The following is a 13,903-nucleotide window of genomic DNA, read 5'->3' on the forward strand; positions in this document are numbered from 1 at the left end:
ATTTAACCCCGTTCGTTCGAGTTGGCCAGGCCCAGCACTGGACCTGCAGTCATGGGCTGCCGCTCAACCAAAGGAAGATCAATGAAATGTCACTGGAACGCGCTGTGAAACACGCGGGTCTCGGCCATGGGAACTTTGTGGATTACAAGGCGCCGGCCCACGAGACGAACGCGAGTAGCTTCCTCTCCTCCACGGAACTGCTTCCCGCGGCGGACGTCGTCCGTTGGCTGCAGGAACTTGTCGCAGCGCGCCGTTATGATGTCGCACGCGCGATAGGTGAGGCGAACTATGCCCGGTTCTCGGAGTTACCCGAGTTTCTGACAGCTCTCCGCGCAGTTTATAGCAAGACCGGCGCCGTCTCACTGGCACTGCGTGTCAGCTTCGATCTGGCGAGGCTGGGTAAGACGTCACCAGCGTCCATGCGAGTGGCATCCGGTAGGCTGCGTGAGCTCAGTGGCTGGATTCCGCAAATCAGTGGGCCGGTAGACGAAGTACCGCCTATGAACAGTAGGCGCATCATGCACCTGGTGAAGGAGTCGCGTCCCTTCCTTTCCAACGGATTCGTTGCCCGAAGCCACGCGAATTTTCTGGCAGAAATAGAGGCTGGACTGGAGCCCCACGTCGTTACTGAGCCTGGCTTTGCCCGACGTCATGCCGGAAACAACTTCCGGTCCTCTGCGCCCCTGGATTCTGTCCCTCATCATCATTTGGACCTCGGAGACATCGACTATTCGGCCCTACCCGTCGATCGTTACCTTGAGATGTTTGCCGAGCTGGCGTATCAGAGGCTCCGGATAATTCGACCTTCCGTTATTCACGTCAGTTCAGGCCGGCGGGGTTTCGAGACCGCTCTGGTCGGGTTGGCGCTCAAACAGAAAACCGGGCTTCCACTTGTTTACGAAGTCCGGTCGTTCTTTGAGGGTAACTGGACGAGTGAAATGGAGCAGGAATCTCGGGGGGAAGTTTTCCAGCGGCGTATGGCGGTAGAGGAAATGTGCATGCATGCGGCTGACTTCGTCCTCACACTAGGGGCGTCAATGCGTGACGAACTGGTGGGACGAGGGATTCCTGCGGAGAAGATCGGCCTCATCCCAAATGGTGTCGATGTTGGCAACTTCACTCCCGGTCCCAAACCGGAGAAGCTCGTCAAAAGCATTGCCCTCGAGGATACGTTTGTGTTTGGGTACATCTCAAACATGGATCATTACCGCGAGTCCCAAGAGACTCTCGTCGAAGCCCTAGCAATCGCCCGATCCCGAGGAATCGAAGCGACACTTCTGCTCGTCGGAAGTGGTCCCAGAGCAAAAATCGTCCGGCAATGCGCTAAAGACTTGGGTGTTGCCGAGCACCTGAGAATCGTCGGTCACGTCGATCACCAGGAGATTGTTGATTACTACCGGCTGATCGATCTCTTTTGCGTGCCGCGAATCCCGGAGCGGGCAGGCAAATACGTCACACCCTTGAAGCCTTTTGAAGCAATGGCTTGCGGCGTGCCTGTGGCGGTGTCGGATCTTCCAGCATTGCGCGAGATTGTCAGCGAAACCCGCGGCTTCACCTTCGCGCCCGGGGAGGCGCAGGCCATTGTGGCCCTGCTGGAAAATGCCATGGCGCAGCCGGACCGTTTCCGAAGTGTTGCCGACGAGGCCAGGGCGTGGGTTGTCACCCAACGCCAGTGGAAATTCAACGGGCCACGGTATGCCGCCGCCTTCGAAAAGGCGCGAAATCGAGAGGGAATTTCTCAGTGCTAGTTGATTGGCAAGGATACAAGCCGGGACCGAGCAGTCCTGTGACAGAGGGTTTCCAGGCCCTTCGCTCGACCGCCGGACCCGACGGAACGGCGCCATTCCTTTTGGGCTTTGGCTCGGTGGCACGTGTCAACCCATATCAGGCGCTCCTCTACCGTTCGTTCGAACGACATGGCTTCGCTGTGACACCCGTCTTTGATGTGACCAGACTCCGTGAACTGTTGCACCTGAAGCCCATGGCATCGGGCGTCGGCCTGCATCTCCATTGGACAAGCAGCGTTATCGGCGGTGCACGTAACGAGCGCGAGGCGGTGGTGAAATCCAATGGGTTTCTCGGACGTATCGATCGGTTCAAGGAATCGGGCGGAAAATTGGTGTGGACAGCGCATAACATCTACCCCCACGATTCGCGGTTCGTCGACGTGGACCTAGCGCTCCAACAGGGAATTGCAGAAAGAGCAGACGCTGTGCACGTCATGGCGAACGCGACGGCTTCAGCTCTCGGTGATCATTTGCGGCTTGACGGGCGCAAAGTCATTGTGGCTCCGCATCCCAGCTACGAAGGCGCGTACGAGAACTATCTTTCCCGCTCAGAATCCCGACAGTCGCTTGGCCTGGATGCGGACGAATTGGTTTTTGTCCTCTTCGGCGCGCTGAAGGCGTACAAGGGACTTAAGGAACTGGCCGACGGTTTTGACGAACTGTGCCGACGGCGCACTCCCTTCCGCTTTAGGTTGTTGATTGCAGGAGCGGCCGATGAGGCACCTATCGTTCAGGACTTTGTGAAGTGGGCCGTAGCACACCCCTTGGTGATGATTGATACCAAGACTGTTCCTCAACACCGTGTACAGAACTTCCTCAATGCTGCTGACGCCGGATTGTTGGGCTACAGCAGGAGCCTCAACTCAGGTGCCGCCCTGTTGTACCAAACATTCGGGCTGCCCGTATTGGCCACGGACACTCCGGTGTTGCGAGAAGCGTTGGACCCTGCATCCACACGCTACTTCGACCCTCACTCCGGTGCATCGTCGTATGCGACGAATTTGCAAGAGTTGGCGTCGGTGTCCAAGAATTTTGAGACTGCTGCCCTACAGACGTCGCTTAAGGAAATCGCGCCTGAACTGGTTAGCACCCGGTTCGCGAAAGCGCTGGCCGCCAAACTGGGCGTAAATACCCTGGGTTGATACGCCGGATCAGGGAGGCGGCGTCGGACGGCTTTCGGAAGTGCCGGCGGACATCTTAGGTTGGGCGGCACATACCATTCTTTAGAGCTTGTGAAAGGTGGAAAAAATAATGGCGAGAATTGGACTTGTAGGATTTTTTGGATGGGGAAATTATGGCGATGAACTGTTCCACCGAATTTGGACAAATTCAATAGGAACAGTTCACGAGACGGAGCTTGTCCATGACAAGCTCGAGCACCCCTACTTCAGTAGACCAGCCGATGCAATTATTGACGAGTTTGATGGTGTGGTTATTGGTGGCGGTGACCTGGTGATTCCCAACAAGATTTCGCCGCTCTACTGGAACCGGGCATGGTTGAAGAAGCCGGTCTACATTTCAGGGGTCGGCGTTCCCACGTGGATCAGGACGGAAGCGCCGGATGTTATGGAACGATTGCAGTACTTCTTCCAACACCCCAACGTCCGCTACATCTCCGCCCGCGATGTCGAGAGCGCCGAGTGGATCCGCAAGAAGCTAAACCCAAAAATTGAGGTGCGGAGCCATGCCGACCTTGCTTTCAGCGGGTTTTACCCGCCGGCGCGAAAGTTTCAGAAGCCCACTGTTGGAATCTCACTGAGGACGCACCGCGCTGACTCGGATCCCACTGTTCTCGTGAACGTTTGCCGCCAATTGCAGTCCGAGGGATACGACATCCTGAACGTTGTGATGGCCACGGGAAAAACGCGGGCGGCGGATCTCAAAGTAGCGCAGGAATTTCCGCTCGAAAATCAAATAATCTTTGAGAGTGAGATACTAGACGAGATTAGCTCCACTATCGGCGGCCTGGAGGTTTTGATTTCAAACAAGTTCCACGGCACGGTGGTTGCTTCGACATACGGGGTATCCTCAGTGGTCCTGTCGTCAACTTCGAAATCACGAAACCTGTATCGGCGTCTTGGCCGCACCCCTCTTCTCTCAAGTTCCTCAGATGAGGAACTCCTGAACAAGGTACGGCTCGCAAAGATGCCGATTTCCGAAGACGCACTGCTCGCAGTCCGCCAGGAAGCATTTGAAGGCGTGCATGCCGTGGTGCGGTGCATTAACAAGGATTTTCCTCGCAGCTGAGCGACGTGCAAGGTGAGGCAGCACTACTGTTACACCCTGACCAAGGAGTCGACACATCAAACAATATCGGGGAGTAATGGAAGCAGAGATGAGCGGGCAACCGGAGGCCGGCAGACGCGCCTCTTCGCGGCCAACAACGGGACTACCTACACTCGTAAGTTTTTACGCTGGTGATGCTTATTATTCGTCGGCGGCAGAACGCCTGAAAGCCGACTGCGAACGGCTGGGGATGCCCCACTGCATTGAGGAGCTCGACGCAGCAGGATTGGAATGGGACCAAATCTGTAGATTGAAAATCGATTTCTACAGGCGTATGCATGCCAAGTTTGGGGCCATTCTCTGGGTCGACGTGGACACCAGGCTGCTGGCCATCCCAGAGGTACTTGAGAGCTGCAACTTCGATATTGCCGGTTTCTGCGGGCGGTTCCGATATATCCGGGATTACGATCCATATGAAACCACCAGATTTTGGATTCCTGCTGTTTTGTACTTCGGCGGGACAATCAAGGCATCACGTTTCATCGAACTGATGAACGATGCGGAACGGTCCGCTACGACTCGCGTCACCGATGATTGGGTGCTGCACGAAACGTGGACGACGCACGGAGATCAGCTTTCGGTGGGTTTGCTGTCTCCGGAACTGATCGTCCGGGATTCCGCAGTGGCGACAGAGACCAGTGTTTTTGTCATCGGTGAAAGCGGCAACGTGTCGTCCTTCCGCCGGCAGGTTGAGCAGCATCAGCGTCGTATTGATAGTCCCTCTTTGCGCTCCAGGGTTCTGGGCGCCGAGGCCATGGATGCTATGAAAGCCGGCGATAATTTAGGGGCTTTGCGCCTGGCACAGCGGTCTGCAACAGCCGTGCCTAGCGACCCTGAGGCTGTGGTCAGGCTGTCCCGATATCTTAAGCTGAACAAACAGGGGGCTGAGTCCCAAGGAGTGCTCACTGCCTATTTGGAGCGAGCTCCAGACGAATCGGCCGTGCGCGAGGAACTGCTGAGGCGCCTACAGGAGCAGAAGGACTTCAAAGGGTGTAGAGCCCAAATAGAACATCTGCTCCTCAACGAGGACGTTTCCGTCCGAGCCAGGGCGAAGTCTGCGGCCTACGACGTTAGCCTCGACGAACGCGCCGCTGCGGCGGGAATACCCGATTCGTCACGGGTCTCGATGTGGTGGATGAAGACGCCCTATCCAGGCAACTTCGGCGATATTCTTAGCCCTTGGATCGTAGAAAAAGTTTCGGGCGTGCCGGCTAAGTTTGGGCGGCGTGACAGCAGTCTCCTAGCAATCGGCAGCATCATTAAATTCGCCACGGAAAAATCGACGGTTTGGGGCTCAGGGTCACCCAGGATGTCTGACCGGCTTTCCTCCGAGGCGCGATATAAGGCTGTTCGGGGTCCCCTAACGAGGGATCTAGTGCTTGAAAGCGGAGGCAGATGTCCCCCGATTTACGGCGATCCTGGGCTCCTGTTGCCCCGATACTTGCCGCGTATGAACCGCCAACCCACCTATAAGCTCGGGTTTATCCGGCACGTGAGTCAGAACGCCCTAGATCTGAAGTTCGATGGAGTTAAAGACATTTGCTTGGCCGGAGTTGGTGAATCCACGATAGAGCGGGTGGTTGATGATGTTCTCGACTGCGAGATGATCTTATCCACCTCACTTCACGGAATCATCATTGCCAATGCATACGGAATTCCTGCACGTTGGTGCACCTTCGCTGATGACGGCTCGAGTATTGCAGGAGATGGATTGAAGTTCGCAGATTATTTCCTGTCAGTCGGCCTTCCCGTGCAGACCGTGCATCCGTTGAAAGTTACTGATGTCCTTGGCGAGCACCTGGCACGTCTTTGTCCCAGCTCAGTGGCCATTGACTTCGACGAACAGCGCTTGCTGGATGCATTCCACAGTTGATTTAGCTGGCTTTCCTTGGAGCGTGCCGTTCAACTGCGTGGCAGTGGAGCACTGAGCTGCTGATGCTGGCATGATGGGACAGTGACCTCGCAAAATGCTGCAGATGATATGCAGCCCCGCGCTGAGCAGGTCACAGCGGCCCGAGTAGCCAATGGTTTAGGCCTGTTAAAGGGGCTCTTCACGGTTCATGGGGAAGGTAATTCCCGGATGAGTGTCATGCCGCCGTCCGGACGGCACTTCTCATGAGAATAACTGATTTGTAATTGGCTGGGTTCCGGTAGCCGCGGGCCGTGCGTTTGATGTGTTTGATGCCGGTGTTGTTTGCTTCGACCTTCCTCGTCGTGGCGCCGGTGACGATGAGGACCTCGATCTCGTTCCACCATCTGCAGATGGTGCGGTAGAGCTTGTTTGTTTCCGGCCGTCCTGCTGCCTCGACCAGGGCTTTGAGTTCTTCCTTCGCGTCGGCGGCGTCGGCCAGTGAGCTGGTTCGAAGCAGTATCCGCAGCTGTTCCTTGACCTTCCATACGGCCTGCAGCTTGCCGGTCGCGTCATCAGCTGTAGAGACCTCGGCCAAGCGGTGTGCCGCTTTGTCGGAGAGGGTGTCGCCGGCGCGGAGGAGCAGCATCCGGTGCGCCCATGCCTTGTCAATGCCCCGTCCGCGACGGCCCTTGACCTGCTGGGACAGGTTCTGCCGGGCCTCGGTCACTGCCTGGTTCGCCAGGGAGACCAGATGGAAGTGGTCAACGGCCACGGCCGTGCGCGGAAGCCACATCCGCAGCGCCTTCCGGAACGCCGCCGAGGGGTCGATTGCGACGACCTGCACGCCCAACCGCCAGGCCAGCGGCCGGGCGAAGAGCCAGTCCCCGACGCCCTTGTGGTCCCGCCCGTCCACAATCCCCAGGACCTGGCCGGTATGCAGGTCCACGATGGTTTTCATCCAGGGCTCATGCCGGACCCAGGAGCCGGATCCCGGGTTCCTGAAGAACCGGACGGATCGGAACCGGTGCTCGTCGATGCCCAGCATCCGCGGGCTGAGTTTGTCCACGTCGGGGAGCGTGAGGAGACAGGCCTCAGTCAATGCGGCTCTTCACGGTTCGTGGTGAATGTTCTGCCGTGATGCATCTTCATGCCGCTGTTCTGGCGGCACTGCGCAACAGGATACGCGTTTTGTAGTTGCGTGCGTTGGTGAATCCCCGGCCTGTCCTTTTTATGTGCTTGATGGCGGTGTTGTTGGCTTCCACTTTCGCCGTTGTCGCACCGGTGACGATCAGGACTTCAATCTCTTTCCACCACCGGCAGACCGTGCGCCAGAGCCGGTTTGTTTCAGGCTGCGCGGCACGTTCGACCAGGACCCGCAGGCGGTCTTTTGCAGCGGCCGCGTCAGCGAGGGACCCTGTGCTCAGCAGCGTCCGGAGCTGCTCTTTGACCAGCCAGGCCACCTGCAGCTTCCCCGTGGCATCGTCGGTTGCGAACACCGTGCTGAGCCTGTCCCGTGCCCGGTCCGAGAGCGAGTCACCGGCGCGCAAGAGCAGCCGCCTGTTGGCCCAGACCGGGTCAATGGAGCGTCCCCGCCGGCCGTGGACCTGCTGGGTGAGTCGCTGCCGGACTTCGGTGAGCATGTCGTTGCCGAGCTTGACCAGGTGGAACGCGTCGACCGAGACCGCGGTCCGTGGCAGCCACATCCGCAACGCCTTGCGGAATGCGGCCGACGGGTCGATCGCGACGACCTGCACGCCCAGGCGCCACTGCAGCGGCCGGGCGAACAGCCAGTCCCCGACACCCTCACTGTCGCGGCCGTCCACGATCCCGAGGACCTGTCCGGTGTCCAGATCGACTATGGTGGTCATCCAGGGTTCGTAGCGTTTCCAGGCCTTGGTGGCCGGGTCGCGGAAGAACCGCACGGACCGGTAGCGGTGCTCATCAATGCCGAGCATCCGCGGTGCGAGGGCATCGACATCAGGCAGGGTCAGCGCCGCGGAGTCCAGGGCGCGCTGGACTAGCCACCATGAGACACCGAACGAGGAGGCAGCCTCCGCGGCGGCTCTCCCGGATCCGATCACGGCGGCCACGAGGGCATCCCGGAGCCGACGGGTGGACCGTGCCCGGCGCGGGACTTGGGCGGTTTCCTCGGTGAATGTGCTGCGCGGGCACAGGTACTCATCGCAGAAGAATCTCCGCTTGGCCCAGACAACTTCGACCGGTCCGGCGACGGGGATATCACGCAGACGTTGTGGCCGACGTGAATGCACCCGGGTGCTGATCACACCGCAGGACGGGCAGCCGGACTCGGCGGTGGCTTCGACGTGGATCCGTCGCTGACCGAATGCGAGGATCTCGGTGCCGGTGACTCGGTAGTCGGGCAGGTTGAAGATGGCGGTGGCAGCATCGGGGCGCGGGGAAGTAGGCTCGATCAAGACTCGTGGTCCTGTTCCTGGTTTGAATGCTTAGACACACTCATCCCAGCAGGGCCACGGGCCCTTCTGGGATATACGACACGAGATCAATTCCCCACGAACCGTGAAGAGCCGTTAAAGGCAGTCCGCAGCGACTTGGCGGCAACTACCCTGCCACTGGCACTGCCCGACTCAAACAGTGTCCGGCAAGACATCCGTGCCACCGTAGCCCAGCTGGATGACTACATCCTTCCGCGATATCGCAGCCTGGACGCGCCGCTCCTTGCCGTCGTAGGGGGTTCCACAGGCGCCGGCAGGTCAACACTGGTCAACGCGCCGGTGGGACATCCGGTCACGCGCTCGGGTGCCATCCGGCCCACTACCCGGCAGCCCATCCTGCTGCAGCACCCGGACGACGCCGCCTGGTTCGAAGGCCAGCGGTCCTGCCCAGCCTGAATCGGATCAGGGGTACCGTTTCTTCGGATCCCATCCCTGCCAGCCAGGCCGGAGCAACTCCTGACGCCGCCGCAATTTCCTCGCTGGTGCTGGTGGCGGACCCCGCGGTTCCGCAGGGGATTGCCGTGCTCGACGCGCCCGATGTCGACTGCTGCTGGCCGCGGCGGATCTCTGGGTCTTCGTGACCACGGCCAACCGCTACGCAGACGCCGTTCCTTGGAAGCTCCTCCTGGATGCGGCCTCGCGGGACATCATGGTGGCCGTGGTGCTGGACCGCGTGCCGCCGGAGGCAGAAGCGGAAGTGAGCGCGGATCTCCGCGCGCTTCTGCACAAGGAAGGCCTTGGCGGAGACGGACTCTTCATTGTGCGCGAGACGGAGCTTGACCCCCCTGGGAATGTTGCCGCCGAACGCAATGGAACCGCTGCGGTCCTGGCTGTAGGAACTGGCGGCTGACGCAGCGGGCCGGTCGGAAATCGCCCGCCGGACCCTCCACGGGACGGTCCGGGCGCTCGCTGGACGGGTCGCCGGCGTGGCGCAGGCTGCAGAGGAGCAGCAGCGGGGCGCTGCTACGCTCCAGGCCGATGCACTGGCTGCCTATCGCGACGCGGCGGCCCGCATCCTGGACGCCACCAAGGACGGTGCGCTGCTCCGGGGAGAGGTTCTGGCCCGATGGCAGGACTTCGTGGGGACTGGCGAGTTTTTCCGGAGCGGACGCAGGCCAGGTGGCTTTCCTTCGGCATCAACGGACTGGGCGCCGCGCTGATGATCGTAGTGATTTCAATGACTGCGGGCCTCACCGGGCTGGAGATCGGAGTGGCGGGAGGCACCGTCGTCGTCGGCCAGAAGCTGCTGGAGGCCGTGTTCGGTGAGGATGCTGTCCGCCGGCTTGCGCAGAAAGCCCGGGAGGACCTTCACGCGCGGTGCCAGAAATTGCTCCAGGTGGAGCAACAGAAATTCCTTATCCGCCTCCCCGACGGCGACCCCGACGTCGCACGCGTGCTGACAGGCCACGCGGCCGCTTTGGAGCAGCTGGCGGGCCGCGCATGAGCCGCCACAGCGATGCCCGCGAAGCATCGCAGCTGGACCGCAGGCTTGAAGCCTTGAACGATGCCCGTGAACTCGCCGACGGCGTTTTGCCCGACGAGTCATTGGCGGAGGTGCTCGAGCTTCTTGAGCGCGCCAGCTCCCGGCGCTCGCTGTCCGCCGACCACATAGTAGTGGGCTTCTTCGGCGCCACCGGCAGCGGCAAGTCATCGCTCTTCAACGCTGTCAGCGGCGCTGAGATCGCGACGGCGGCGGCCCGCCGGCCAACAACGTCGGAACCCTTGGCTGGGGTCTGGGGAGACGACGGCAGCGAACCGCTGCTGGATTGGCTGGAGGTGCGGAACCGGCACCATGCCACCCCGGTGGAAGGGTTCGCGGATGGGGACACTGGACTGATCCTGCTGGACCTGCCGGACTTCGATTCCACCAGGGCAGCCAACCGCAGGATCGTGGAGCGCATGGTGGGCCTGGTGGATGTCCTGGTCTGGGTGTTGGATCCGCAGAAGTACGCCGATGCCGCCGTGCACAATGAATTCCTGGCGCCTCTTGCCGCGCACGGTGCCGTCACCCTGGTGGTTCTTAACCAGGTGGACAGGCTTCCCGAACGGGACGTGCAGCCGGTGCTGGAGTCCCTGAAGGGGATACTTGCACGCGACGGGCTGGGGAACGTCCAGGTTCTGGCGGCCTCGGCACTGGTGGGTACCGGCGTGGACACGGTCCGCTCCGCTATCCGCCATGTTGTGGTGCAACGGCAGGCGTCCTCACAACGTTTGGCCGCCGACGTTGTACGGGCCTCCCTTCAGCTTCGGACAGTTTCGGGCGACCGTGAGGCCGCGGGGGTCAGGCCGGCCTCAAAAGCGCGGCTTGCTGATGAGCTGGCAACGGCCGCCAATGTACCCTTGGTGGTTGGCGCCGTGGCCCGTTCCTACCGCCTGGAGTCAACCCGCCGCACCGGCTGGCCGGTGACGCGCTGGCTGGTCCGGTTCAGGCCGGATCCGTTGCGGCGGCTCAACCTGCGCAGTGCTTCCGCGCCGGAACTCAACCGGACATCGCTCCCTCCTGCAGGCGCCCCCGAAAGGGCCCGAACGGATGCGGCGGTCCGTGGATTCGCTGACGATGCCAGCGCGGGTGCGCCCGGGCCATGGCGCGCGGCGATCCGCGGCGCCGCACGGGAGGGGAGGGAGCGGCTGCCCGATGCCCTGGACCAGGCCATCGCAGGCACGGACCTGATGGCATCACGGAAATCCTGGTGGTGGGGCGTGTTCAACGTCGTTCAGTGGCTTGCGCTGCTCACGGTGCTGGGCGGGCTCGGTTGGCTGGGATTGCTGGCCGCCATGGGCTACTTCCAGATGCCTGTCCCGGAGGTGCCCCGGGTGGAGGGCTGGCCCGCACCTACCCTGATGGTTGCCGTTGGTGTGGTTCTTGGTGTTTTCCTGGCACTGGCCGGAAAATTTGTCGGGGCGGCCGCAGCAAAGACTCGGGCCGCCAGGGCCAGGAAACGGCTCCGGACCGCCGTTGCGGAGGTTGCCCGGGAGCTGGTGGTGGAGCCTGTGGAGGTGGAGGTCAGCCGGCTCAGGTCATTCAACGCCGCCCTGAAGGCGGCTGGCGCCAAGTAAAGGGAGCGCCACAGGACAACACAGGGCTTCTGCTTCTCCGATGGACTAGGACCTGTTGCGTTCCAATGCCTGGCCGATGATCCGCGCACCCTCGGGGAAGGCCCCCGGATTGGACCCGGAGTAGTTGAGCCGGATGAACGCGCCTGCAGGTTCGGCGGGGAACCACTCCCGCCCGGCTGCGATGATCACTCCGCCGCTTTCACAGTCGCGGGTCAGCCGTTCCAGGTCGGTCCCGTCCGGCAGGCGTGCCCAAAGGTTCAGCCCTCCTTTGGGCACCTGCTCGATGTGCGCCTGCGGGGCGTGCTGGCGCAGGCTGGTGACCAGCAGGTCGCGGCGGGATTCGAGCTGGTGGCGGAGGCTGCGCAAGTGTGTCTGCCATCCGGGCTGCGTGACGACGTCGAGCGCTGCCGCCTGGAGCAGCCCGCTGACATACATCGACTCGGCCGCCCGGTCCGCCAGGATGCGCTCCCGCGCCGGACCCCGGGCGATGACCGCGGCGACCCGGATCGACGGCGACACACTCTTGGTCAGCGAGCGCAGGTAGACAACGTGGCCGGAGTCGTCGCGGGAGGCGACGGGCACGGGGTTGGTGGTGATGCCGAAGTCATGCGCCCAGTCGTCCTCGACCAGGAACGCGCCCTTCGCACGCACTACATCCAGGACCTGTTCACGCCGTTCAGCAGTCCACTGCGCACCGGTGGGGTTGGCGTAGTTGGGTTGGGCGTAGAACAGGCGCGCGCCGGTTTCCTCGAAGGCCCGGGCCAGCTCCTCCGGGTCCGGACCGTCAGGCCCGCTGGGCACCGGGACAACGCGGACTCCAGCCTGCGCCGCCGCCAGGATGGCGCCCCAGTAGGTGGGCGACTCCATCAGCAGCGGCTGCCCCCGGCCCGCGAGCGCACTGAAGATGGAGCTGAGGCCACTTTGGCTTCCCGGAAGTACGACGACGTCGCTCGGGTTCGGCGGTGTGGTTCCGGCCGGAGTCGAAGCGCCGAGTTCGTGGGCGAACCACGACTGGAGCTCCGGCAGTCCCGCCGCGGGTGGACGGGACAACGCGGCGTCGCCGCGGGCGGCGCGGGTGAAGGCGGCCCGTACCAGCCGCTCGGGGAGGAGTTCCCGGTCCGGGTAGCCGGAGTGAAAGGAGATGGCATCGTTCGCCACGTTGCGCATGGTGCTGGAGGCCGGGGGCAACGGTGCCATCGGGGATCGGAGTGCCGCCGTCTGCCAGCCATAGTCGGACGGGCGCGCGCTCCGGACCGCCCGCACGAACGTCCCGACGCCGGGCCGGCTCTCGATCAGGCCCTGCGTGGTGAGGGATTGGAGGGCCTTTTGCACCGTCACGGGGCTGGCCTGGTACTCGGCAACCAGTGACCGCGTGGACGGCAGCCTGGATCCGGGCGCAGCCTTGGCGATCCATTCCCGCAGTCGCGTCGCAATCCGGGAACTGCTATCGTTGTTCATGAGAGACAATAGTAGCGCTACTATCCTAATTCGGCCAGTGATACCGTCCCGGATTGCGTCCCGCCAGCCCACCGGACTCCGGTGGGGCCTTCTGGGAGTAGCGGCATTCTCGTTCACGGTTCCGTTCACCAAGGTCGCGGTCGGTGGACTGTCGCCGCTCTTCATCGGGTCCGGCCGCGCCGTACTGGCCGCCGTGCTGGCGGCCTTCGCCCTGGCACTCACCCGGCAGCGACTTCCCTATGGCGTGCAGTGGACGCGCCTCGCCGTGGTGGCCGCCGGCGTCGTGATTGGGTTTCCGTTGCTCACGTCGTTCGCGCTCACCACCACCGCCGCCAGCCACGGCGCGGTGGTCATCGCGATGCTCCCGGCCGCGACGGCGACGGCGGCAGTCCTCCGGGGGCGCGAGCGTCCCCCGCTGGCGTTCTGGCTGGTCACCGGCGCGGGTGCGCTGGCGGCCATTGCATTCGCTTCCATGCAATCCGGCGGCTTCGGACAGGTGCACTGGGCGGACCTGCTGCTCCTCGGGGCCGTGGTGGCTGCCGCCATCGGCTACGCGGAGGGCGGCCTGCTGGCCCGTGAGCTCGGCGCCTGGCAGACCGTGTCCTGGGCGCTGGTGCTGGCGTCGCCGCTGATGGTGTTCCTGACGGCGGTCTCAGTCGCACAGCAGCCGCCGTCAGGCACGCCCCTTCAATGGGCCAGCTTCGCCTACCTCGGCGTCGTGAGCATGTTCCTGGGCTTCTTCGCGTGGTACCGCGGGCTGGCCATCGGCCCCATCGCCCAGGTCAGCCAGGTCCAGCTCATCCAACCTGTGCTGACCATCTGCTGGGCGGGCCTCCTGCTGGGCGAGACCCTCACATGGATCACCTTCATCGGCGGCCTGGCCGTCATCCTCTGCGCCGGCGCTGCCGTCCGCGTCCGGCTCCGGCCTGCCCCGGCTCAGCCGTCCGACCTCCACACTACAAAATCACTCCAGCCAGCAAAGGATTAGC

Annotated in this window: 9 protein-coding genes and 1 pseudogene; 7 read left to right on the forward strand and 3 right to left on the reverse strand. The window is 62.4% G+C overall.

The features are described 5' to 3' along the window. Window positions 1-86: 86 nt before the first annotated feature. The 4 genes from QFZ30_RS06690 to QFZ30_RS06705 all read left to right on the forward strand — a co-directional run bounded on the left by QFZ30_RS06690 (window position 87) and on the right by QFZ30_RS06705 (window position 5,946). Window positions 87-1,748, forward strand: a complete 1,662-nt coding sequence (locus tag QFZ30_RS06690; RefSeq protein ID WP_307074630.1) for a glycosyltransferase family 4 protein — start codon at window positions 87-89, stop codon at window positions 1,746-1,748. A gap of 38 nt (window positions 1,749-1,786) precedes the next feature. Then, complete coding sequence (locus tag QFZ30_RS06695; RefSeq protein ID WP_307074632.1) at window positions 1,787-2,929, forward strand: glycosyltransferase; 1,143 nt, start codon at window positions 1,787-1,789, stop codon at window positions 2,927-2,929. 97 nt (window positions 2,930-3,026) lie between these two features. Further along, the gene (locus tag QFZ30_RS06700; RefSeq protein ID WP_307074635.1) at window positions 3,027-4,034 is read left to right on the forward strand and encodes a polysaccharide pyruvyl transferase family protein; all 1,008 of its coding nucleotides are present in this window, start codon (window positions 3,027-3,029) and stop codon (window positions 4,032-4,034) included. 76 nt (window positions 4,035-4,110) lie between these two features. Then, complete coding sequence (locus QFZ30_RS06705; RefSeq protein WP_307074637.1) at window positions 4,111-5,946, forward strand: polysaccharide pyruvyl transferase family protein; 1,836 nt, start codon at window positions 4,111-4,113, stop codon at window positions 5,944-5,946. A 214-nt stretch (window positions 5,947-6,160) separates the two neighbouring features. Here the strand turns inward: QFZ30_RS06705 and QFZ30_RS06710 are convergent, their stop codons facing one another. Together QFZ30_RS06710 and QFZ30_RS06715 are read right to left on the reverse strand one after the other, a co-directional pair. Further along, a complete protein-coding gene (locus QFZ30_RS06710; protein WP_307074639.1) occupies window positions 6,161-7,024 on the reverse strand; it encodes a transposase in 864 nt (287 codons plus the stop codon). A 46-nt stretch (window positions 7,025-7,070) separates the two neighbouring features. Beyond that, window positions 7,071-8,360 carry an ISL3 family transposase gene (locus QFZ30_RS06715; protein WP_307074641.1) on the reverse strand — a complete coding sequence of 430 codons (1,290 nt, stop codon included), beginning with the start codon at window positions 8,358-8,360 and terminating at the stop codon, window positions 7,071-7,073. A 66-nt stretch (window positions 8,361-8,426) separates the two neighbouring features. Between QFZ30_RS06715 and QFZ30_RS06720 the strand changes: the two are divergent. Then, a pseudogene (locus QFZ30_RS06720) lies at window positions 8,427-9,843 on the forward strand (ABC transporter). Beyond that, on the forward strand, window positions 9,840-11,456 hold the full coding sequence (locus QFZ30_RS06725; protein ID WP_307074643.1) for a GTPase: 1,617 nt from the start codon (window positions 9,840-9,842) through the stop codon (window positions 11,454-11,456). The pseudogene QFZ30_RS06720 and the gene QFZ30_RS06725 overlap by 4 nt, the downstream one beginning before the upstream one ends. A 45-nt stretch (window positions 11,457-11,501) precedes the next feature. Here the strand turns inward: QFZ30_RS06725 and QFZ30_RS06730 are convergent, their stop codons facing one another. After that, window positions 11,502-12,914: an aminotransferase-like domain-containing protein gene (locus QFZ30_RS06730; RefSeq protein ID WP_307074645.1), complete on the reverse strand. Its 1,413-nt coding sequence runs from the start codon at window positions 12,912-12,914 to the stop codon at window positions 11,502-11,504. Here QFZ30_RS06730 and QFZ30_RS06735 point away from each other — a divergent pair. After that, window positions 12,913-13,902, forward strand: a complete 990-nt coding sequence (locus QFZ30_RS06735; protein ID WP_307074647.1) for a DMT family transporter — start codon at window positions 12,913-12,915, stop codon at window positions 13,900-13,902. The two genes, QFZ30_RS06730 and QFZ30_RS06735, sit on opposite strands and share 2 nt — an antisense overlap. Window position 13,903: the final 1 nt, after the last annotated feature.

It is taken from the genome of Arthrobacter pascens (assembly GCF_030815585.1).
GTDB lineage: Bacteria > Actinomycetota > Actinomycetes > Actinomycetales > Micrococcaceae > Arthrobacter > Arthrobacter pascens_A.

Bases quoted from the DNA above. Each gene is read 5' to 3' on its own strand.
- QFZ30_RS06690 (WP_307074630.1), top strand. From the start codon at position 87: ATGTCACTGGAACGCGCTGTGAAACACGCGGGTCTCGGCCATGGGAAC.
- QFZ30_RS06705 (WP_307074637.1), top strand. From the start codon at position 4,111: ATGGAAGCAGAGATGAGCGGGCAACCGGAGGCCGGCAGACGCGCCTCT.
- QFZ30_RS06725 (WP_307074643.1), top strand. From the start codon at position 9,840: ATGAGCCGCCACAGCGATGCCCGCGAAGCATCGCAGCTGGACCGCAGG.
- QFZ30_RS06735 (WP_307074647.1), top strand. From the start codon at position 12,913: ATGAGAGACAATAGTAGCGCTACTATCCTAATTCGGCCAGTGATACCG.
- QFZ30_RS06730 (WP_307074645.1), bottom strand. From the start codon at position 12,914: ATGAACAACGATAGCAGTTCCCGGATTGCGACGCGACTGCGGGAATGG.